10 protein-coding genes and 1 pseudogene (1 of these 11 running past the window's edge) are annotated in these 22,556 nt (G+C 71.9%); all 11 read left to right on the forward strand.

Translation table 11 applies throughout. The annotated features are described in order from the left end of the window. On the forward strand, window positions 1-6,431 hold the 3' portion of the coding sequence (locus Bsp3421_RS03210) for a non-ribosomal peptide synthetase (protein ID WP_273995382.1). Its footprint begins 2,848 nt before the window's first position; 6,431 of the gene's 9,279 nt are visible here — the last part of the coding sequence; its start codon lies off the left edge, out of view; it ends in the stop codon at window positions 6,429-6,431. Further along, window positions 6,428-12,208, forward strand: coding sequence for an amino acid adenylation domain-containing protein (locus Bsp3421_RS03215; protein WP_273995383.1), 5,781 nt, complete (start codon window positions 6,428-6,430; stop codon window positions 12,206-12,208). Before Bsp3421_RS03210 ends, Bsp3421_RS03215 begins: the two co-directional genes overlap by 4 nt. Beyond that, window positions 12,205-13,377 (forward strand): acyl-CoA dehydrogenase family protein, encoded by a 1,173-nt coding sequence (locus Bsp3421_RS03220; protein WP_273995384.1) that lies wholly within the window; start codon window positions 12,205-12,207, stop codon window positions 13,375-13,377. The genes Bsp3421_RS03215 and Bsp3421_RS03220 overlap by 4 nt, the downstream gene beginning before the upstream one ends. Next, the gene (locus Bsp3421_RS03225; protein ID WP_273995385.1) at window positions 13,374-14,339 is read left to right on the forward strand and encodes a phosphotransferase family protein; all 966 of its coding nucleotides are present in this window, start codon (window positions 13,374-13,376) and stop codon (window positions 14,337-14,339) included. The genes Bsp3421_RS03220 and Bsp3421_RS03225 overlap by 4 nt, the downstream gene beginning before the upstream one ends. Before the next feature lie 49 nt (window positions 14,340-14,388). Continuing rightward, window positions 14,389-15,294 (forward strand): NAD(P)/FAD-dependent oxidoreductase, encoded by a 906-nt coding sequence (locus Bsp3421_RS03230; protein WP_273995386.1) that lies wholly within the window; start codon window positions 14,389-14,391, stop codon window positions 15,292-15,294. A 55-nt stretch (window positions 15,295-15,349) separates the two neighbouring features. Beyond that, window positions 15,350-16,264, forward strand: coding sequence for an alpha/beta hydrolase (locus tag Bsp3421_RS03235; RefSeq protein ID WP_273995387.1), 915 nt, complete (start codon window positions 15,350-15,352; stop codon window positions 16,262-16,264). After that, window positions 16,261-17,064 carry a thioesterase II family protein gene (locus Bsp3421_RS03240; RefSeq protein WP_273995388.1) on the forward strand — a complete coding sequence of 268 codons (804 nt, stop codon included), beginning with the start codon at window positions 16,261-16,263 and terminating at the stop codon, window positions 17,062-17,064. The genes Bsp3421_RS03235 and Bsp3421_RS03240 overlap by 4 nt, the downstream gene beginning before the upstream one ends. Before the next feature lie 567 nt (window positions 17,065-17,631). Beyond that, the gene (locus Bsp3421_RS03245; protein ID WP_273995389.1) at window positions 17,632-19,107 is read left to right on the forward strand and encodes a type III secretion system effector BopA family protein; all 1,476 of its coding nucleotides are present in this window, start codon (window positions 17,632-17,634) and stop codon (window positions 19,105-19,107) included. 53 nt (window positions 19,108-19,160) lie between these two features. Continuing rightward, entirely contained in the window at window positions 19,161-19,616 is a 456-nt protein-coding gene (sicP, locus tag Bsp3421_RS03250; RefSeq protein WP_273995391.1) for a chaperone SicP, read from the forward strand. 132 nt (window positions 19,617-19,748) lie between these two features. After that, window positions 19,749-20,392: pseudogene (locus tag Bsp3421_RS03255) on the forward strand (LuxR C-terminal-related transcriptional regulator); the annotation flags it as partial. A 435-nt stretch (window positions 20,393-20,827) separates the two neighbouring features. Further along, window positions 20,828-22,549: an ATP-binding protein gene (locus Bsp3421_RS03265; protein ID WP_443111412.1), complete on the forward strand. Its 1,722-nt coding sequence runs from the start codon at window positions 20,828-20,830 to the stop codon at window positions 22,547-22,549. Window positions 22,550-22,556 lie beyond the last annotated feature (7 nt).

The following is a 22,556-nucleotide window of genomic DNA, read 5'->3' on the forward strand; positions in this document are numbered from 1 at the left end:
GCAGCGCGGCGGACGAGAAGCAGCTGGTCGGGTATCTGGTCGCGCGGCCGGAGGCGGGCGAGGCCGTCGAGGCGGGCGAGGTGCAGGCCTGGCTCGCCGCGCGGCTGCCGGGCTATATGGTGCCGCGCACGTGGGTCCGGCTCGATGCGTTGCCGCAATCGGCGAACGGGAAGGTCGACCGCAAGCGCCTGCCGGAACCGGAGATCGAGATCGGGTCGGCGGCGGCGAGCAGCGAGGCCGAGGCCGTGCTGGTGGAGATCTGGCAGGGCCTGCTCGGGTTGGCGCGGGTGGGGGTGCGGGACAACTTCTTCGCGCTCGGCGGCGATTCGATCCTGAGCATCCAGATGGCGTCGCGCGCGGCGGAACGGGGGCTGCGCATCAGTCCGCAGCAGGTGTTCAGCTATCCGACGATTGCGGAGCTGGCTGCGCAGGGTTGCGAGGCGGAAGACGTTTCGGGCGTGGCGGCGGAGCAGGGCGAGGTGCGGGGCGAGGTGATGGCGGGGCCGATCCAGGCGTGGTATCTGGGCTGGCCGGGCGAGGACTGGGAACAGTTCAGCCAGGGCGCGTATCTGGGGCTGCACGAGCCGCTTGAACCCGAGGTATTGATCGCCGCGCTGCAAGCGGTCGCGCAGCGGCACGATGCCTTGCGGATCGCGTGGCGGCACGACGGGAGCGCATGGCGTCAGGAAAGCGGCGCGGGTGCATCGGTCGAGGTGGAAATCGAGGATCTGCGCGGTCTGTCCGAGGCGGAGGCCGAGCAACGGCTGGAAGCGAGTGCGGCCGAACTGCAAGCGGGCCTGAGATTGAGCGGCCCGAGCCTGTGGGCGGCGCGCCTGTATCGAATGGAACGAGGCTGGCGACTGCTGTGGCTGGTGCATCACGCGTCGGTGGATGGCGTGTCGTGGCGGATCCTGTCGGACGATCTGTGGCGCGCGTATGCGGCCCTGCAAGAGGGCGAGCCGGTGAAGTGGCCGGCCAAGAGCGTGTCGTATCAGGCGTGGTCGCGGGAAATGTCGGCATGGTCGCGCGCGTTGCCGGAAGCGGAATTGCGGTACTGGCAGGAGATGGACGTGCCGGGTACGCCGCTGCCGGTGGACGGCGGGCATGTGTCGGAAAACACGGTCGCCACGGAGTCGCGCGTCTCGCTGGACTGGGATGCGGAAACGACCGAATGCTGGTTGCGGCAAGCGGGCGACGCCTACCGGATGCGCCCGGAAGAACTGCTGGTCGCGGCGCTGGCGCGCACCTTGTCGGACTGGACCGCGACCCCCGAATGCGTGCTGGACCTCGAAGGTCACGGCCGGGACGGTTTGACGGGCGTGGACGTGTCTCGAACGGTCGGCTGGTTCACGAGCCTGTATCCGCTGCGCCTGCCGCTGAGCGGCGATCTGTCGCGTGACCTGAAGTCGGTGAAGGAGCGGATGCGCGGCGTGCCGCACGGCGGGGTCGGCTACGGGGCGCTGCGCCACGGCGCGCAGGCCCCGGAACTGGGCGGGCACGACCGCACGGTCTGCTTCAACTATCTGGGCCAATGGCGGCTGGACGAGGGCGGCGAACCACGCTCGGCCTGGCTCGGCGAAGCGCCGGGCGGCACACGCTCGGCCGCGATGCGGCGGCGCTACGCGCTCGACGTCGTGGCGCAGGTCCACGACGGCCGCCTGCGCGTCGACTGGCGCTACAGCACGGCGCTGCACGAAACAGCCACGATCACGGCGCTCGCCGCCGGGTTCCGCGATGCGCTGGCCGCCGTGCTGGCCCACTGCCTGTCGCCGCGGGCGGGCGGCCTCACGCCGTCGGACCTGCCGCTCGCCCACCTCGACCAGCACGAGATCGACGCGATCGAGCGCGACCACCCGCGCCTGGAAGCGCTGTACGGCGTCACGCCGCTCCAGCAGGGCATCCTGTTCCATTCGATCGCCGACGGGAGCGCGTCGCTGTACGTCGAGCAGCTGCACTGGAAAATGACCGGCGCATTCGACGCGGCGCGGTTCCAGCGCGCCTGGTCGGACGTGGTCCAGGCGCATGCGTCGCTGCGCACGACCTTCCGCTGGCGCAACCTGAAAAGCGCGGTCCAGCTCGTCCACGACCGGCTCGAACCGGACTGGGACGTGCTCGACTGGGGCGCGCTGCCCGCCGACGCCCGCGCCGGCCGCTTCGCCGCGCTGGGCGAGCAGGACCGCGCACGCGGCTTCGATCTCGAACGCGGCCCGCTGCTGCGCGGCACGTTGATTCGCGAGCCCGGCGATGCGTGGCGCTTCCTGTGGAGCTACCACCACGCCGTCGTCGACGGCTGGTCGGTGCCGCTGATCCTGAAACAGGTGCTCGACCGCTACGCCGCGCTGCGCGCGGGCGACGCGCGTCCGCTGCCGGGCAGCCGCTTCCTGCCGTTCGTGAGCTGGCTGGCCGCGCGCGACCCGTGCGAGCAGGCCGCGTACTGGAAGCAGGTGCTGGACGGCATCGACGAGCCCACGCCGATCGGCTTCGCCTCGCCCGCGCGCGGCCCGCAACCGCAGGGCCAGGGCCGGCGCGCGTTCGCGTTCGACGCGGCGCTGCGCGATCAGGTCGACCGCGCGGCGCGGCAGGCCGGCGTGACGCGCGCGAGCCTGCTGACGGGCGCGTGGGCGCTGACGCTCGGCTATGCGGGCGGCGGGCGCGACGTTGTGTTCGGCACGACCCTGTCCGGCCGCCCCGCGACGCTGCCCGGCGTCGAACAGATGGTCGGGCTGTTCATCAACACGGTGCCGGTGCGCGTCGGCATCGACGACGACGCGCGCGTGTCGTCGTGGCTGCAGGACCTGCATCGCGGGCAGAGCGAACGGGCGCGGCTCGGCGCGGCGTCGCTCACGGACATCCAGCGCTGGGCGGGCTACGACGGCGGCGAGCTGCTGAGCAGCCTGTTCGTGGTCGAGAACTACCCGGTCGACCGGACGCTGGCCCGGCGCGACGTCGGGCTCGACGTCAGCGAGTTCGCCGCCGCCGAGACGCGCACCAACTATCCGCTCGTCGCGCAGCTGATCCCGGGCGCGGAAACCGTGCTCTACGTCGACTTCGATACGTCGCGTTATGACGACGAAGGGATCGGCCGGCTCGGCGCGAGCTTCCTGCACGTGCTCGCGCAACTTGCCGCGCGGCCGGACGCGCGGCTCGGCGAGATCGCGCTCGTCGACGACGGCGAAGCGCACCGGCTGATACACGCGTGGAACGCGACGCCGCCCGTCGGCGCGGGCGATCTGCTGCATGCGGGCATCGAGCGGCACGCGCGGCTGACGCCGCTCGCGCCCGCGATCGTCGGCGCGGACGACGCGATGAACTATCGCGAGCTGGCCGACGAGACGCTGCGCGTCGCGCGGGCCGTGGCGGCGGCGGGCGCGCGGCGCGAGCCGGTCGCGGTGCTGCTGCCGCGCGCCGCGCGCACGGTCGCCGCGTACTCGGGCGTGATGCGCGCGGGCTGCGCGTACGTGCCCGCCGATCCCGCGATGCCGCCGGGACGGCTGCGCGACCTGCTCGCGACGGTCGGCTACGTGCTGACGACGCGCGCGCATCTGCCGCTGCTCGAGGGCGTCGCGGCGCGCGCGATCGTGCTCGACGAGAGCGAGGCGGCGGATGCTGCGGCGGTCGATACCGCGGCGGTCGACACCGCGGCGGTCGCTACCGCATTGCCGGATGCCGCGCTGCCCGAGGTCGCGCCCGACGATCTCGCCTACGTGATGTTCACGTCGGGTTCGACCGGCAAACCGAAGGGCGTGATGATCACGCACCGCGCCGCGTCGCTGACGATCGAGGCGATTCTGCAGCGCCATGCGATCGGCGCGTCCGACCGGCTGATGTGCGTGTCGGCGGCGGGCTTCGACCTGTCGGTGTTCGATTTCTTCGGGGCGTTCGCGGCGGGCGCGGCGGTCGTGCTCGCGCCGGAATCGTCGACGGTCGCGCCGGGCGTCTGGCTCGACCTGATGGTGCGCGAGCGCGCGACCGTATGGGAATCCGTGCCGGCCGTGGTGGAGTTGCTGCTGCTCGAATGCCGGCAGCGCGGGCGCGCGCTGCCGCCCGCGCTGAAGCTCGTGATGATGAGCGGCGATCGCGTGCCGGTCGGGCTGCCCGCGCAGATCCGCGCGGCCGCGACCGCCGACATCGAGGTGTTCGCGCTCGGCGGCGCCACCGAGGCGGCCATCTGGTCGTGCTGGTACGACACGCGCGGGCTCGCGCCCGACGCCGCGTTCGTGCCGTATGGCCGGCATTTGCCGGGGCAGCGGCTGTATGTGCTGTCGTCGTCGCTGCAGGCGGTGCCGGTCGGCGTGCCGGGCGATCTGTGGATTGCCGGCGCGGGGGTGGCGCTCGGCTATCTCGGCCAGCCCGACCTGACGGCCTACCGGTTCGTCGACAACCCCTATGTGCCGGGCGAGCGAATGTACCGGACCGGCGACCGCGCGCGCGTGCTCGCCGACGGCAACCTCGAATTCCTCGGGCGGGTGGACGATCAGGTCAAGATCGGCGGCTTCCGGATCGAGATCGGCGAAATCGAGGCCGCGCTCGGGGCGGCGCCGGGCGTCGAACGCGGGGTGGCGTCGGTGATCGAGCGCGAGGGGCGGCGGATGATCGCGGGCTACGTGCTGTTGCGCGCGGACGCGACGTTCGACCTCGACGCGATCCGCGACACGCTCGCGCGGCGTCTGCCGCCTTACATGCGGCCCGCGTCGGTCATGGCGCTCGACAGCGTGCCGCTGAGCGCGAACGGGAAGGTCGACCGCAAGCGCCTGCCGGAACCGGAGATCGAGATCGGGTCGGCGGCGGCGAGCAGCGAGGCCGAGGCCGTGCTGGTGGAGATCTGGCAGGGCCTGCTCGGGTTGGCGCGGGTGGGGGTGCGGGACAACTTCTTCGCGCTCGGCGGCGATTCGATCCTGAGCATCCAGATGGCGTCGCGCGCGGCGGAACGGGGGCTGCGCATCAGTCCGCAGCAGGTGTTCAGCTATCCGACGATTGCGGAGCTGGCCGCGCAGGGTTGCGAGGCGGAAGACGTTTCGGACGTGGCGGCGGAGCAGGGCGAGGTGCGGGGCGAGGTGATGGCGGGGCCGATCCAGGCGTGGTATCTGGGCTGGCCGGGCGAGGACTGGGAACAGTTCAGCCAGGGCGCGTATCTGGGGCTGCACGAGCCGCTTGAGCCCGAGGCATTGATCGCCGCGCTGCAAGCGGTCGCGCAGCGGCACGATGCCTTGCGGATCGCGTGGCGGCATGACGGGAGCGCATGGCGTCAGGAAAGCGGCGCGGGTACATCGGTCGAGGTGGAAATCGAGGATCTGCGCGGTCTGTCCGAGGCGGAGGCCGAGCAACGGCTGGAAGCGAGTGCGGCCGAACTGCAAGCAGGCCTGAGATTGAGCGGCCCGAGCCTGTGGGCGGCGCGCCTGTATCGAATGGAACGAGGCTGGCGACTGCTGTGGCTGGTGCATCACGCGTCGGTGGATGGCGTGTCGTGGCGGATCCTGTCGGACGATCTGTGGCGCGCGTATGCGGCCCTGCAAGAGGGCGAGCCGGTGAAGTGGCCGGCCAAGAGCGTGTCGTATCAGGCGTGGTCGCGGGAAATGTCGGCATGGTCGCGCGCGTTGCCGGAAGCGGAATTGCGGTACTGGCAGGAGATGGACGTGCCGGGTACGCCGCTGCCGGTGGACGGCGGGCATGTGTCGGAAAACACGGTCGCCACGGAGTCGCGCGTCTCGCTGGACTGGGATGCGGAAACGACCGAACGCTGGTTGCGGCAAGCGGGCGACGCCTACCGGATGCGCCCGGAAGAACTGCTGGTCGCGGCGCTGGCGCGCACCTTGTGCACGTGGACCGAGACAACGGAGTGCGTGCTGGACCTCGAAGGTCACGGCCGGGACGGTTTGACGGGCGTGGACGTGTCTCGAACGGTCGGCTGGTTCACGAGCCTGTATCCGCTGCGCCTGCCGCTGAGCGGCGATCTGTCGCGTGACCTGAAGTCGGTGAAGGAGCGGATGCGCGGCGTGCCGCACGGCGGGATCGGCTACGGGGCGCTGCGCCACGGCGCGCAGGCCCCGGAACTGGGCGCGCACGACCGCACGGTCTGCTTCAACTATCTGGGCCAATGGCGGCTGGACGAGGGCGGCGAGCCACGCTCGGCCTGGCTCGGCGAACCGCCGGGCGGCATGCGCTCGGCCGCGATGCGGCGGCGCTACGCGCTCGACGTCGTGGCGCAGGTCCACGACGGCCGCCTGCGCGTCGACTGGCTGTACAGCACCGCGCTGCACCGGACGCAGACCGTCACCGCCCTTGCCGCCCGGTTCCGCGACGCGCTGGACGCCGTGCTGGCCCACTGCCTGTCGCCGCAGGCGGGCGGCCTCACGCCATCGGACCTGCCGCTCGCCCATCTCGACCAGAACGATATCGACGAAGTGCTACAGCTATTGAACGAGCAATCATGAATCCAACCTTGTCGAACACCGCCCAGCAAGCCCGCTCGAACGTCGAGACGATGCTGCCGCTGACGCCGACGCAGCAGGGCCTGCTGTTTCACACGCTGAAGGCGCCGGAGTCCGGCGTCTATTACGAGCAGGTCGGCTGCACCTTCCAGGCCGCGCTCGACGTCGCCGACTACCGGCGCGCGCTCGAAGCGGTGGTCGCACGCCACGGCGTGCTGCGCACCGGTTTTCTGTGGGATGGGCCGTCGAAGCCCGTCCAGGTCGTCTTCCGCCACGTCGAGCTGCCGTGGATCGAGGAAGACTGGCGGCACCTCGATCGCGACGAGCAGCAGCGCCGCCTTGCCGCCTATCGCGAGGCGGACCGGCGGCCGGGCTTTCACCTGAGCCGCGCGCCGCTGATGCGCTGCGCGTTGTTCCGCACCGGGGCGCAATGCTACGAATTCGTCTGGAGCTACCACCATCTGCTGCTCGACGGCTGGTCGGTGCAGATCGTGCTCGGGGAAGCGCTGGCCTGCTACGACGCGTACCGGCGCGGCGACGCGCCGGCCTTGCCGCCGCCCCAGCCGTACAGCGCGTTCCTGCGCTGGCTCGACGCGCAGGACGGCGCGGCGGCCGAGGCGTTCTGGCGCGCGCGCCTGGGCGACGTCCGCGCGGCCACGCCCCTGCCGCTCGCCGATGCCGCGCGGCCCGGCGACGCGAGCGGCCACGGCACGCTCGAACGCCTGCTCGATCCGAGCGCGAGCGATGCGCTGCAACAGCTGGCCCGCGCCTGCGAGGTCACGCCGAGCACGGTGATCCAGGCCGCGTGGGCGCTGCTGCTCGGCCGCGCGAGCGGCCGCGACGACGTGGTGTTCGGCACGACCGTCTCCGGCCGGCCCGCCGGCCTGCGCGGCGTCGAGCAGATGGTCGGGCTGTTCGTCAACGCGCTGCCGACGCGCGTGGCCATCGACCCGACGCTCACGCTCGGCGACTGGTTCCGGCGCCTGCATCGGCAGCACGTCGAGGCCGAGGCGTATGCATACACGCCGCTGCACGTGATTCCGGGCTGGAGCGGCGTCGCGCCCGGCGCGCCGCTGTTCGAGAGCCTCGTGGTGTTCGAGAACTATCCGGCGCACGCGGCGGCGAACCGCTATCGCGAGCAGCTGGGCGTGGCCGGCGTCGAGGTCGTCGAGCAGACCAATTACCCGCTGACCGTCGTCGCGATTCCGGGCGAGCGCCTGTGCCTGCGTGTGCACTTCGATCGGCAGCGCCTCGCGGAAGCGTCGGCGGCGCGCCTGCTCAAGATGCTCGCGACGCTGCTCGACCAGTTCCTGCGCGGCGGCGCGGCGCTGCGCGTCGGGCAGGTCTCGCTGCTCGGCGACGAGGCGGGCCGCGCGCTGGTCGCGCAGTGGAACGCGGCGGCGCGGCCCGCCGCCGACCCGGCGCGGCTGTGCCTGCACCGACGCTTCGAGGCCCAGGCGCGGATGCGGCCGGATGCGATCGCGGTGCAGTACGACGGCCGCTCGCTCAGCTACGCCGAACTCGAGCGTCGCGCGAACCGGCTCGCGTGGCGGCTCGATGCGGCGGGCGTGCGCGGCAACGTGCCGGTCGCGCTCGCGTTCGAGCGCGGCATCGACAGCATCGTCGCGATGCTGGCCGTGCTGAAGGCGGGCGCGTTCTATGTCCCGCTGGATCTCGACCATCCGCCGGAACGGCTCGCGTGGATGCTCGACGACATGCAGGCCGGCGTGCTGATCTGCGACGACGCGCGGCGCGAGCGCTTCGATGGCTTCGGCGGCGCGCGGCTCGTGATCGATGCCGATGTGGAGGCGGCCGCCGTGGACACGGCCGCCGTGGAGACGGCCGACGTCCGCGCCGAAGCGCCGCCGCCGCGCGATGCCTCGCCCACCGACCTCTGCTATGTGATCTACACGTCGGGTTCGACCGGGCAGCCGAAGGGCGTGTGCATCGAGCATCGCAATGTCGACCACCTGTTCGCGGCGACGCGGCAGACCTACGGCATCGGGCCGACGGACGTCTGGACCCAGTTCCACTCCTATGCGTTCGACTTCTCGGTGTGGGAAATCTGGGGCGCGCTGCTGCACGGCGGGCGGCTCGAAGTGGTGCCCTACGGCTGCTCGCGCACGCCGAACGCCTTTCTCGCGCTGCTCGCGCGCGCGGGCGTGACGATGCTGAGCCAGACCCCGACCGCGTTCAAGCAGCTGCTGCGCGCGCTGGACGACGCGCGGCAGCCGCTGCCGGCGAGCCTGCGCTACGTGTTCTTCGGCGGCGAAGCGACGATTCCGAGCCAGTTCGCCGCGTGCCTGAACGATGCGCACGGCGTCACGCTCGTCAACCTGTACGGGATCACCGAGACCACGGTCCATGTGACCGAGCGCGTGCTCGGCCCGGGCGACGCGCAATCGTCGCGCAGCCCGGTCGGCCGGCCCTTGCCCGGCTATCGCGTCTACCTGCTCGACGCGGCCGGGCATCCCGTGCCGCCGGGCGTGCCGGGCGAGATCCATGTCGGCGGAGAAGGCGTCGCGCGCGGCTATCACAACCGCCCCGAACTCGATCGCGCGCGCTTCGTCGCCGATCCGTTCGCGCCCGGCGCGCGCCTGTATCGCAGCGGCGATCTCGGCCGCTTCGATGCGTACGGCGAACTCGACTATCTGGGCCGCATCGACGATCAGGTCAAGATCCGCGGCTTCCGGATCGAGCTGGGCGAAGTGGAGGCGGCGCTGGCCCGGCACCCGGAAGTCGCCCACGCGGCGGTCATGGTCGACGACGCGACCGTCGACGGCCATGCGCAGCTGGTGGGGTTCATGGTGTTGCGCGACACCGGGCGCGTGTCCGGCGCGGCGCTGCGCGACTGGCTCGCGCAGCGCCTGCCGCCGCACGCGCTGCCCGCGCGCCTGATCGAGCTCGATGCGATTCCGCTCACGACCAACGGCAAGCTCGATCGCCGCCGGCTCGTCGACGCGCTGGCGGCCGACGGCGACGCGGCGCGACCGCACGTCGCGCCGCGCAATGCGGTCGAGCAGACCCTGGCCGATGTCTTCGCGTCGGTGCTCAAGCGCTCGACGGTCGGCGTCACGGACAATTTCTTCGAGCTGGGCGGCGACTCGATCCTGAGCATCCAGATCCTGTCGGCCGCGCACAAGGTCAGCATCGATTTCTCGCTCGACGACCTGATGCAGTCGCTGACCATCGAGCGGCTCGCGCCGCGCGTGCGGCCCGTCGGGGCGGCGGCGCCGGCCCCGGCCGCCCCGGCCGCGCGCGCGACGCCGTCGCGCGACCAGCCGTACGACGACGCGTATCCGCTCAGCGCGATGCAGATGGCGATGCTCGCCAACGAGATGCGGCACGGCCACGACTCCGCCTATCACAACGTCAACGATCAGCGCCTGGCCCTGCCGTTCGACGCCGCCGCGCTCGAAGCGGCGCTGCGCGGCGCGTTCGAGCGCCATCCGGCCTTGCGCACCGCGTTCGACCTGGCCGCCGACGACGAGCCGCTGCAGTACGTGCATCGCCGCGTGCCGTTGCCGCTGACCGTGCGCGACTGGCGCGGCCTCGATCCCGTGCAGCAGGACACGCGGATCCGCGACTGGCGCGCGGCCGAGCAGCGCCTGCGGTTCGATGTCGCGCGTCCGCCGCTGATCCGCTTCACCGTGCATCGTCTGAGCGACGACACGATGCATATCGGCGTGACCAAGCATCACGCGATCCTCGACGGCTGGAGCTTCAATCTGCTGCTGTCCGAACTGATCTCCGACTACGCGGCGCGGCTGGCCGGCCGGGCGCTGACCCTCACCGCGCCCGCGAGCCGGTTTCGCGAGTTCGTCGAGCAGGAACGCGCGGCGGTCGGCTCCGACGCGCTGCGCGCCTGGTGGCGCGCGCGGCTCCAGGCGCTGCCCGTCACGCGGCTCACGCACGAGCCGGACGGCGATGCGACGCCGATGGCGGTGCCGATCTCGGCCGAGCAGTCGGCGCGCCTCGAAGCGCTCGCGGTGCGCGCGGGCGCGTCCGTGAAGAGCGTGCTGCTGACGGTGCATCTGCTCGCGCTGTCGCGCATCACGGGCATGCATGCGGTGACGAGCGGCGTCGTGTTCAACGGGCGCAGCGAGGGCGTCGACGGCGACCGCGTGCTGGGCCTGTTCCTGAACAGCCTGCCGCTCAGCTTCGACCTGACGGCCGGCACCCGCGACGCCGTCGCGCTGGTGCGCGCGGTGCAGGCGACCGAGATGGAAATCTTCAGTCGCCGGCGCTACCCGCTGATCGAACTGCATCGGCAGATCGGCACGGTGTTCGACGTGCTGTTCAACTTCACGCACTTCCGCGCGCTCGAGGAGGCCGTGCGCGACATCGACGTGTCCGAAGGCTACGCGACCGACATGACGAACGTGCCGCTCGTCGTGCAAAGCAGCGTCGACGGCCGGCACGGCGTGCTGCGGATCACGCTGGTGCCGTCGCGGCGGTATTTCTCGGCGGGGACCGTCGGCCGCTTCGTGGGCCACTACACGGACGCGATGCGCATGATGCTCGGCGAATCCGGGCCCGCCGGGCAGGCGGCCGATATGACGAACGCGGGCGACGCCGCCCGCCGCGGCGAGGCGTCGGCGCCCGCGGGATCGGCCGGGGGCGGGGTGTCCGCGGCCAATGCGCCCGCCGTCGCGCGACCGCATGGCGCGGCGCTGCGGCGCGAGCTGCGCGCGCTGTGGGCGGGCGTGCTCAAGCGCGAGGTGCCGTCCGACACGGCGGATTTCGGCGCGCTGGGCGGCGATTCGCTGCTGATGCTGCGGATCTGCTCGCGGGCGGGCCGGGCGTTCGGGCTCGACGCGCAGGTGGTGGCCCGCCTGCTGACGGCGCAGACGGTGGCCGAGCAGGCGCGCATGATCGAGACGGACGGCGCGGGCGGGGACGGGGCCCAGGTCGGCGCGCTCGTCGCGCTGTCCGCGCCCGGCGATGCGCCGCCGTTGTTCTTCGCGCCCGGCGCGGGCGGGCAGGCGTCGTATCTGCGCGCGCTCGCGGCCGAACTGCCGGATGCCTTCGCGGTCTGGGGCATGGCGCTGCCCGGGCCCGACGAAGGCGGCTCCGGCGCGAGCCGCGTCGAATCGATCGCGGCGGCGCTGCTCGCCGACATCCGGCGCGTGCAGCCGAGCGGCCCGTACCGCCTCGGCGGCCATTCGTTCGGCGGCTGGGTCGCCTTCGAGATCGCGCGGCAACTGCGCGAACAGGGCGAGGCGGTGGACTGGGTCGCGGTCGTCGACAGCCTGCCGCCGGGCCTCACGACGCAGCAGTCGCTCAAGTGGAACTGGTCGGGCGGGCGCTGGGTCGCGGAGATCGGCAACAGCTTCGCGCGCCTCGCCGATGCCGCGCTCGTCTTCGACGAAGGCGAATTCGACGGGCTCGACGACGCGCGGCAGGTCGAGCGTCTGCGCGCGCGCCTGATCGAGGCGGGCATCGTGCCGGACGAACTCGGCCTGTCCGAATTCGCGGCGCGCGTGCGCGCCTTCATCGCGCATTCGCTGACCGACTACGCCCCGGCGACGCGCTACGCGGGCGCGCTGCGCGTGATCGTCGCCGCCGACGACCCGGATCGCGACGCGGGGGCGACGGAGCGCGACGCGCGCGTCGACGGATGGCGCGCGGCGGCCGCGGGCGAGGTGGCGGCGATCCGCTTGCCCGGCGATCACGTCGGCATCATGCGCGCGCCGTTCGTGGCCGGGCTCGCCGCCGCCCTGCGCGCGTGGCCCGAGCCGCGCGCCGTTTCAGTCATGGAAATCGAGGGAGAACAATGAATACACGAGTCACGGCATTCGCCGCTGTCGAGGCGGCGCTCGCGGAACCGGAAGCGGCGCTGGCGAACGGCGATTTCGAGGCGGTCGAACGCCTGATGAGCGACATCCGCGCGGCCAACCGGAGGCGCGGCCTCTGGCTGCCGCAGGTGTCGCGCGCGGACGGCGGCCTGGGCTTGAACCTGCTCGAACTGGTCGAGGTGGGCGAACTGCTGGGCCGCTCGCCGCTCGGCCATTACGCGGTCAACTATCAGGCGCCCGACGCCGGCAACATCGACGTGCTGCTCGAATACGCGACCCCCGCGCAGCGCCAGCGCTGGCTGGAGCCGCTGCTGCGCGGCGAGGTGCGCAGCTGCTTCGCGGCGACCGAGCCCGAATCCGCGGGGTCGAATCCGTCGTCGCTGAAGACGACGGCGGTGCGGCGCGACGGCGCGTGGCATCTGAGCGGCCGCAAGTGGTTCGCGTCCGGCGCCGATCGCGCGGGATTCGCGATCGTGCTGGCCGTCACCGACGAGGCCGCGCCGCTGCACGCGCGCACCAGCACCTTCATCGTGCCGGCCGACGCACCCGGGTTCCGCCACGTCCGCAACCTGCGCGTGATGGGCGACGAGGGCTACGGCTGGGCGAGCCACGGCGAGCTGGCGCTCGATGCATGCCGGGTCGGCGAGGACGCGATGCTCGGCAAGCCCGGCGAAGGCTTCGTCGTGCTGCAGGCGCGGCTCGCGACCGGGCGGCTGCATCATTGCGCGCGCTGGATCGGCGTGTGCGAGCGCGCGTTCGCGATCATGTGCCGGCGCGCGTGCCGGCGCGAACTCGCGGCAGGCGAGCTGCTGTCGTCGCGCCAGACCGTGCAGAACTGGATCGCCGAGAGCCGCGCATCGATCGACGCCGCGCGGCTGCTCGTGGCCCAGGCGGCGGCGCGCCTGCAGAATCGCCACGAGCGCGCGCAGATCGACATCTCGATCGCGAAGTTCTTCGTGGCCGGCGTGACGCAGACCGTCCTCGATCACGCGCTGCAGGTGCAGGGCGCGCTGGGCGTGAGCGGCGACACGATCCTCAACGTGCTCTGGCGGCACGAACGCGCGGGGCGCATCTACGACGGTCCGGACGAAGTCCACAAGGCGCTGGTCGCGCGCCATGCGCTCGCCGGCTTCCGGCGGGAGGCGTCATGAACGCGCGGATCGCGGAACAGGCCATGACGGCGCTCGGCCGCCCGGGCGCCGCCGCGCGCGCGACGCGCATCGGCGGCGGGCGGGCCAGCGAAGTGTTCCGGGTGCAGGGCGGCGAACGCGACGTCATCGCGTACTGGCTGCCCGAAGGCGGCGTGCGGGAGGCGCAGCGCCGCTTCGCCGTGCTGGACCGGCTGGCCGGCCAGTTCCGTCTCGCCCCGAAGCCGCTGGCGGTGGGCGACGCGGGCGCCGCCGCGCTGCTGCTGGTCGAACGGCTCGGCGGCGTCGCGCCGGCCACGTGCGGGCCGCTCGCGCCCGACACCGTGCGCCGCCTCGCGGAACAGTTCGTCGCGACGCTCGCGGCGCTGCACGCGCTCGAGATCGCGCCGGCCGACCGGCCGCCCGACTACCTGCGCCGCATCCTGGGCGAGTGGCGGCGGCGCTGGAACGCGGAGGCCGCGGGCGCGGCCGTCGACGCCGATTTCAGGGCCGTGGCGAACTGGCTGGCGGAGCGGATCCCGGACGCCGCGCCCGCCGCATTCCTGCACAACGACTACAAGCTTGACAACATCCTCGTCGATCCGGGCGATCCCGCGCGCGTGGTGGGCGTCGTGGACTGGGAGCTGGCGGCCGTCGGCCACCCGCTCGCCGATCTCGGCGCGGCGCTCGCGTACTGGATCGAGCCCGGCGATTCGTCGCTGCTGCGGCTCGACGCGCCCGGGCCGAGCTGCGCGCCGGGCGCGCCGACGCGCGCGGCGCTGGTCGAGCTGTACGCGGCCGCCGCCGGGCGCGACGTGGCGGAACCCGCCTACTGGTATGCGTACGGCCTGCTGCGGCTCGCCGTGATCACGCAGCAGCTGGCGCTGCGGCGCCGCGACGAAGGGCAGCGCGTGCCGCGCAGCGCGCTGATCGTGCGCTGGCTGCTCGATCGCGCGGCGCAGGCGTGCGGAAGCGGCCGGCTGTGAGGCCGCCCGCGCGCCATCCGATTCACCCCTGACCCAGGACACCTGATCCATGAACACTGAAGCATCCACGACGCCCATCGACGTCATCGTGATCGGCGGCAGTCACGCCGGGCAATCCGCCGCGCTGCAGATCGCGCGCGCGCGCCGGCGCGTGCTGGTCATCGACGCGGGCGCGCGCCGCAACCGCTTCGCCGCGCATTCGCACGGCGTGATCGGCCAGGACGGCCGTTCGCCCGACGCGATCGCGGCGGCCGGCCGGGCGCAGTTGCTCGCCTATCCGAATGCGCAATGGCGGGCGGATACCGTCGTGCGCGCGGAGCGGACCGACACCGGCTATGCACTCCACTGCGCCTCGGGACAACGCTACGACGCGCGCCACCTGGTGCTCGCGTTCGGCGTGGTGGACGAATTGCCGGACCTGGCGGGGCTGCGCGAACGGTGGGGGCAAAGCGTATTCCACTGCCCGTACTGCCACGGCTATGAACTCGACCAGGGCCGCATCGGCGTGCTCGGGAGCGGGCCGCTGTCGTATCTGTCGGCGATGCTGATGCCCGAGTGGGGCGAGACCGTGTTCCTGACGGACGGCAGCTTCGAGCCCGACGAGGCGCAGCGCGAGGCGCTCGCGCAACGGGGCGTCGAGATCGTGCCCGAGCGGGTCGCGCGCATCGTCGAGCGCGCGAGCGTCGAACTGGTCGACGGACGCCGCCTCGTGTTCGACGGACTGTTCACGATGAATCGCATGCGCCTGTCGAGCGCCGTCGCGGAACAGCTGGGCTGCGTGATCGAGGCGGGGCCGCTCGGACCTTACGTGCGCACCGACGATGCGATGGAGACCTCGGTGCCGGGCGTGTTCGCGTGCGGCGACATCACGCACCGGGGCGGCACCGTGGCGCTCGCGATCGGCAACGGCGCGCTCGCGGGCATTGCCGCGCATCGCAAGCTGGTGTTCGCGTGACGCGCCTGCGCGTCGCGCCGGGGCGCTCCCTTTTCTCTTTATCGGAAACCGATCTGTGAGTTGGCAAAACGTATGTTTCTCGTGGCTGTTGCGCCGGACGGCCAAATCCCTGACCCGCAAGCCGACCCTGACGGCCCAGGACATGCGCGCGCGCAGCGCGAAGTGGGCGCGCGGCGAGGCGAAGCCGCCGCGCGGCTGGCGCGTGCGCCAGCTCGACGCGCAGGCCGTGCGCGGCGAGTGGATCGAGCCGGACGGCGACGCGCCGCGCGATGCGTCCGGGCGGGTCATCCTGTACCTGCACGGCGGCGGCTATTGCTTCTGTTCCCCGCTGACGCACCGGACCGTGGCCGCCGCGCTCGCGCAGGAAGCGGATGCGCGCGCGTTCTCGCTCGATTACCGACTCGCGCCGGAGCATCCGTTTCCCGCCGCCGTCGACGATACGCTGGCGGCCTATCGCGCGCTCCTGGACGACGGCGTGAGGCCGGACCGGATCGTGGTCGCGGGCGATTCGTCGGGAGGCGGGCTGGCGCTGGCGCTGCTGCTGTCGCTGCGCGACGCGGGCGAGCCGCTGCCGGCCGGCGCGGTGCTGTTCTCGCCGTGGACGGATCTGGCGGCGACGGGGGCGTCGCTCGCCGCGAACGATGCGTCCGACGTGATGCTGACGGCTGTCGCGGTGAAGAATTTTTCCCGCTACTACCTCGGCGACACCGCCGCCGATCATCCGGTCGCCTCGCCGCTCTACGGCGAGTATGCGGGCTTGCCCGACCTGTTCATTCAGGCGAGCGATTCCGAGGTGCTGCTGGACGACGCCGCGCGCGTGGCCAGGAAGGCGAGCGAAGCCGGCGTCGGAGTGGACTTCAAGGTGTGGCGGCGGCTGCCGCATGCGTGGGCCACGTTGACGCCCATGCTGCCCGAGGCGAGGGCGGCGATCCGGGAAGCCGGCGGATTCATCCGCAAGGTGGCGGCATGAGCTATGAATGGACGCCGGCGCGCGGCAGCACGTGGGTGGATGCCCCGCCGGCCGGCCCGCATGCGACGCTGCGGCTGTTCTGCTTTCCCTACGCGGGCGGGAGCGCGACGGTGTTTCGGGGCTGGGCGGAACGCTTCCCGGCCACGGTCGATGTGCGGCCGATGCATCCGCCGGGGCGCGGGCGGCGCTTTCACGATGCGCTGCTGTACCGGGTGGATCAGCTGGCCGACGAGGCGACGGCCGCGATCGCGCCGCTGCTCGACCGGCCTTATGCGCTGTTCGGGCACAGCATGGGCGCGAGCGTGGCGTTCGAGGTGGCCCAGTGCCTGAGGGAACGACACCTGCCGCAGCCGGCGTGCCTGATCGTGGCCGGGCGGGGCGCGCCGCATCTGGACGACCCCGATCCGCCGATTCACGGCCTGCCCGATCATCGCTTCCTGGAAGAGGTCATGCGGATGAACGGCACGCCGGACGACGTGATGACGCAACCCGACATCGTCAAGATCATTCTGCCGGTCCTGCGCGCGGATTTCGAGGCCATCGAGATGTACCGGCCCGCGCCGAGGCCGCCGCTCGCTTGCCGGATCGTCGCGCTGGGCGGGCGGGACGAAGCGGGGAGCGTCGCGGCGGCGGCGTCGTGGCGCGACTACGGCACGGGCGGGTTTCGCGAGGAAATCGTGCCCGGCGACCATTTCTTCCTGCGCGGGCGGGCCGACCGGGTGTTCGAGATCCTGAACGAGGAACTGGAACGGATCGGCGCGCCGGGGCGGAACCTTCCGCGCCGCTTCGACGCGCGCTGAGCGGACGCGCGGCCGGACGCATCGATCGGGTTCCTCGACGCGCCCGCCGATCCGAATGCCCGCCCCGAGAGGCCGGGGGCTCGACGCGATCGCCCGGATCGACATCGATCCGCCGCGTCGATTCGATCACGCAACCCTGCTGCGCGCCGGGACGGATCGTACCCGGACAGCATCGTCCGACGGTTCGCGAGGGCGGTCGGGTCGCCCGGGTTTTCCGCGGGATGCGCCCGGGCGTCCTCGGCTTGCGGGGCCGGGCGCTTCCGGCGGCGTCGAATGCGCGGCCGATGCCGCTCAGGCCGCTCGCTCATTCCGGAAAGCGCCGCGTGCATTCCTTCCCGCCGTCGCTTGGCCAGCCCGCGCACGGCGCGGGCGTCCGCTGCCCCATTTGCCCGCCGAACGCAGGCATGGCGTCCTGCCGTGTCGTCGAGCCGCCGCGCGCCGCGCGAATCCGGAATCGATTGCGCCGTGCGGGATTGCACAAAATCGAAAGCACGCCGCGCGGAACGTGTTTAGCATGGGTGGACGCCTGTATTTGCGCGGTCTTTCCCAGATGAATCGGAGAACGGAATGATGAATATCGGCGCATTCGTCGCATGCGCGCGTTCGGGGCACCGCGTCGTCATCGACAGCGGCGAGCAGGGCCCGGTCGCCGCGGCGGCGCGACTCGGCGTCAAGGAGCGCGTGTTCGCATTCCTTGCCCACGTGCCCTTGTTGAAGCAGTGCGACGCCGTCCGACGCTACGTCGAGCAGGTGCGCGTGGAGAATCGCCGCACGCTCGAGGTGTTCGTGCTGGCGTTGTCGAAGCGCTACGGCGCGCAGGCCGCGCAGGCGGCGTTCGAACACGGCGCGCGCCGCGACGGCGCGGCGCTGGAGCGGCGTCTGGTGAGCAGCATGGTGTCGATCGCCGAACACTTTCACGGCAGCGGCGCGGCCAAGCCGTTGGCGCGCCACATCGTCTTCCGGTCGTGGGAGTCCCGTGGCTTCTCGCATCCCGGGCACGCGTCGATCACGATCAAGAACCAGGCGGCCGCCGATGTCGCGCGGCATGTGTACGAGCACGTCAGCTGGTGGCCGAGCCGCCCCGTGAGCGATCGGCCCTTCAGTCAGGTCGCGTCGCTGACCCTGGGCAACTATCGGTCGGACAAGCAGTCGGAGCTGTCGCCCAAGACGAAGCAGAAGCTCCAGGACGGGGCCGCGGCGCGCGAGAAGATCCGCGCGGACGGCTATCGCTACGCGAGCGCGGAGGAAATCGCGGATGCGCGTTTCTTTCCCAAGGCGGCCCAGAAGGCGGACGCGTCGCGGGAATGGGGGCTCAGCGCGCGCAAGGTGTATTTCCCCGCGATCGGCCGCAATCCGGACAAGGCGGGGTCGGCCGGCGAGGCGCGGTTCGTGCTGTTCGGCTTGGACGAGAGCGCGATCCTGCGCGATGCGCGCGCGGTGAAGCAGGGCTCGGCGGACGGCGCGTTGTCGTATCGGATGGCGAGCACGCAGGAGAACTGCGCGGCGGTCGCATTGCGCGTGCTGCGCGCGGGCGGCGCCGAACGGTTCGTGCCGTTTGCCGCCGCCTGGATCTCCGAGGACCCGAATCGCGCCCACGCCTACGCGCAAGCCGTCCAGACCCGGATCGACGCGTTGAACCGGCAGCGCGCCGATATCGCGCGCCATTGCGCGGCGCTGTGCGACAGGCCGTCGGTCCGCGACGCCTGGCAGGCGTTCTCCGCCGCCGGGCCGGACCCGGCGCGCGCCGCGCGCCTCGACGACTGCGCCCGGCAGGTCGAGCGGCTCGGCGCGTATTTCACGCAGCTGTCCGACCCGCGCCTCGATCGCGCGGACGCGGATCTCGCGAACGCGATGCGGCGCTGCGCGCCGGCCGCCGGCGACGACGTCGCCGCGCTGACGCGCAAGGCCGGCGTCCTCGTCGAGACCCTCGCGCGCCGTCTCGACGCGCCGCCGAAGGACGACCGGGCGGCGCTGAGGCAGCGGAGCGCGCAGGCGATGATCGAACAGATCGAGGCATTCATGTCGATCGCGATCGCCGCGTGAGGCCGCCGGGCCGAACCGTCACGACCCTCACAACCGATCGGGAACCCCACGCCATGAACCTGCCTTCCGAATGCCTGGCCGCCCTGGCCGGGCGAGTTCGCCTGCCGCTCGAATTCGACGCCCACGGACAATGTTTCCTGCTGCTCGACGGGACGCTGATGATCTCCCTGCGCCGCGTCGAGAAGGCGGTGATCCTGTACGGGATGCTCGGCGAGTGTCCGGAATACGCATCCGCCGCATTCTGCAAGCGGGTGCTGGCGGCCACGCTCGACGTGTCGGAGGCGGGCGGCGGCATCGGATACGACGAGGAGACGGGCGCGCTCATGTTGATCGAGCGCGTCCCGATGGCGCGGCTTGGCGCGGACGCGAACGCCTTCGTCGATGCGTTCGACGCCTTCGCGACCCGCCTGGAACACCTGCTCGTCGCGTTCGGGGACGCCGGCGCGAGCGAGACGCAATGGCGAGCGCAGGCGACGGACGAACGGCTTCGCGCTGAAATCATTCCGTGACATACGCGGGCTACCTTCCCGTTCACGCGCCGGATCGACGATGCGCGCGCGGAACCGTTCGTCCGGCGTCGGACGAGGGAACAGGTGAGCAATCAAGAATCGAGTATGGACGCGAATAGACCGTGTGAAAAAGTGCTGGTGGTGGACAACTATCCGATCGTGCGCAACGGCGTCGAGGTCGTGCTGCGGGAGCGGTACGCGGGCATCGACGTGCGCGGCGTGTCCGACATGGACGCGGCGCGCGACCGCTGCCGGCTCGACCGGCCGGATCTGGTGCTGCTGGACCTGATGCTGTGGGGCGGCGATCCGTTGCCGGAAATGGGCGCGATCCGACGCGTGCAGCCGGGCATCCGGTTCGTCGTGTTCACGGCGCTTCGCTCGGAGGCGCGCGCGGCCGACGCGCTCCGCGACGGCGCGTCGGGCTATCTGACCAAGTGGTGCGGCACCGACGACATGGTGCGGGCGATCGCGCGCGTGATGGGCGGTCACACCTACATCGATCCGCTGCTCGACGAGGCGAAGGTGACGTCGGCAGTAGGCGGCCGCGCGCCGCGCGCGTCCGACGACGAGCTGACGCGTCGCGAAAAGGAGGTGTTGAAGCTGATCGCCGACGGGATGCGCAACCGCGAGATCGCGTCGCTGCTGAACATCAGCCCGAAAACCGTCGATTGTCATCGGCAGCGGCTCATGCAGAAGCTCGATGCGCACAACATCGCGAACGTCATCCATTGGGCGTATCGAAACGGCTATGCGGATGCCGGTGCGTTCCGGCCGTGACGGGCGCGGTCGCCGGGCGATTCGCGCGCGTCCCGCGCCCGCGTGCGCGGCGATGCGTCGCGTTTTCCATGTCTCTTCCCCTCTCATTGTCGTCGGCCGTCGGGAACGCTGCGCGCCCGGGCACCCCGGGCGGCCGCCCGGCCTCCTCCTCGACGTCCTCGACGTTGCCGGCGGCCGGGCGGTAGACGAGATTGACCGGCTCCCTCGGCGCGACCCGGCCGTGGGTTGTCGCGCGGTGTGCGTCTTTTCGGCCTCGTGCGTGCCTGGGCGACGCCGGTATCGAGGGAAGCGCGAAGCCGCCGTCAGCCGCGGGTCTCGCTCCGGGTCACCGCTTCCGCCTCGGCGGCGCATGACATGAACAGACGCGCATGCGATGACGATCGAATGCGGCCCGACGCGAAGACGGCTGCGTATTCGCGCACGTGAGACGACCCATGCAGGAAAACGCCAACGATAGGGATCAGGCGCGGCGATTTCGCGCCGCGTTCGCCGCGCCCGAGCCTCACGCCGCCGCCTTCGTGCGCGGCGATATGCTGAATGCCGTCGTGCTGTTGCTGCTGTTGTTCTACGCGAATCATCTGTTGTCGCGGCCCGGCGCGTGCACCTCGCTCAATCACACGCTGTCCGCGGTGGTATGGCCCGCGCCGGTGCTCGGCATCGCGCTGCTGCTGCATTGCGAGCGACCGTCGACGCAATGGCTCGGCGCATCGGCGCTGTTCGCCACGCTGCTCCTCGCCGGGTCGCTCGACTGGGTGCCGTGGCACGTCGACGCATTGTTCGCCGCCGTCAATGTGATCGAGGCCGTGGCGGGCGCATGGCTGGCCCGGCGCTACGTGACGATCGGCGGCGGCGCCACGCTGCGCGGCTTCGCGCTGTTCGTGCTGCTGCTGCCGGTGGGCGTGGCGGCACTGCATGCGACGCTCGCCGCGGCGATCCTGTCGGTGTGGATGAACGGCCGCGCGTGGTCGAGCGAATGGTCGCGCGCCTATGCGGCGAACGCGCTCGCGTTGCTCGCGCTGCTGCCGGCGTTGTTGACCTGGAACGCGCGCGCGTGTCGCGCGGCGTGGTCGCGGCATCGCAACGGCTTGCCCATGCTCGCGGTATTCGGCGCGCTGTGCTGTGCGTCGATATGGCGCGATCAGGCGGAGATCGCGCGTGCGCTGCTTGCGCTGTCGCTGTGCTGGGTCGCGCTGGAGGGCGGCCTGTTGCTGGTGTCCCAGTGCAATGCGGCCGCCGCGATCGGCCTGATCGCGCTCACGCTGAGCGGGCGCGGCCCCTATGCGTTCCACCACGACGGCCACGGCGTCTGGGCGTTGCAGGTCGACCTGATCGGCGTCGCGATCCTGTCGATGTGCATCGCGATCGTCACGAGCGAGCGACGCCGGCTTGCGCAACAGATCGATCGTTCGCGCCGCTTCGAGTCGCTGGGGTTCTTCGCGGGGGGCATCGTCCACGATTTCAACAACGTGCTGACGACGATCGACGGCTATACGGAATATGCGGCCGAGCAGCTCGCGCGCGGCGAGCGTGCCGATGCGTCGCTCGATGAAGTGCACCGCGCGGTCGGGCTCGGACGCGATCTGGCGATGCAGGTGCTGCTCGCGGCGCGGCGCGGGGAGCCGGTGCTGACGCGGGTCGACGTCGACGAGATCGTCGACGAGGTGCTGCGCGGCGCGCACGCCGGCGCACGGCGCGGCATCGCCGTCGTCCGGTGCGGCGACGTCGGGCGCGTGCTCGTCGCCGACCGCAGCCAGGTGGCGCGCGCGCTCGTCAACCTGGTCGGCAATGCGATGCGCGCGGCGCGCACGACAGTGCGCGTGCGGGTCGGCGGCGGCGTGTCCGCCGCCGACGCGTTCGATGCCGTGATCGGGGAACCGTGGCCGCCCGGCGCGGCGTGGATCGAAGTGTGCGACGACGGCGAGGGGATCGAGGCCGACCCGCTCGACCGGATCTTCGAGCCGTTCTATACGCAGCGCCCGGGTGCGGCGGGCACCGGGCTCGGCCTCGCGATCGTCGCGGGGGCGGCGATCGCGCATCGCGGGCAGATCGCGGTCGCGACGCGGCGCGGCAAAGGAAGCCGTTTCAGGCTCACCTTGCCGGCGGCGGGCGGCGCGGGCGCGTTGGATTGGCACCGCGGCGCAGGGCGGCCGGGATGAGGAAACG

Origin of the sequence: Burkholderia sp. FERM BP-3421 (assembly GCF_028657905.1) — a bacterium.
Classification (GTDB): Bacteria; Pseudomonadota; Gammaproteobacteria; order Burkholderiales; family Burkholderiaceae; genus Burkholderia.

Coding starts and splice junctions, on each gene's coding strand:
- Bsp3421_RS03215 (WP_273995383.1), top strand. CDS start 6,428: ATGAATCCAACCTTGTCGAACACCGCCCAGCAAGCCCGCTCGAACGTC.
- Bsp3421_RS03220 (WP_273995384.1), top strand. CDS start 12,205: ATGAATACACGAGTCACGGCATTCGCCGCTGTCGAGGCGGCGCTCGCG.
- Bsp3421_RS03225 (WP_273995385.1), top strand. CDS start 13,374: ATGAACGCGCGGATCGCGGAACAGGCCATGACGGCGCTCGGCCGCCCG.
- Bsp3421_RS03230 (WP_273995386.1), top strand. CDS start 14,389: ATGAACACTGAAGCATCCACGACGCCCATCGACGTCATCGTGATCGGC.
- Bsp3421_RS03240 (WP_273995388.1), top strand. CDS start 16,261: ATGAGCTATGAATGGACGCCGGCGCGCGGCAGCACGTGGGTGGATGCC.
- Bsp3421_RS03245 (WP_273995389.1), top strand. CDS start 17,632: ATGATGAATATCGGCGCATTCGTCGCATGCGCGCGTTCGGGGCACCGC.
- sicP (WP_273995391.1), top strand. CDS start 19,161: ATGAACCTGCCTTCCGAATGCCTGGCCGCCCTGGCCGGGCGAGTTCGC.
- Bsp3421_RS03265 (WP_443111412.1), top strand. CDS start 20,828: ATGCAGGAAAACGCCAACGATAGGGATCAGGCGCGGCGATTTCGCGCC.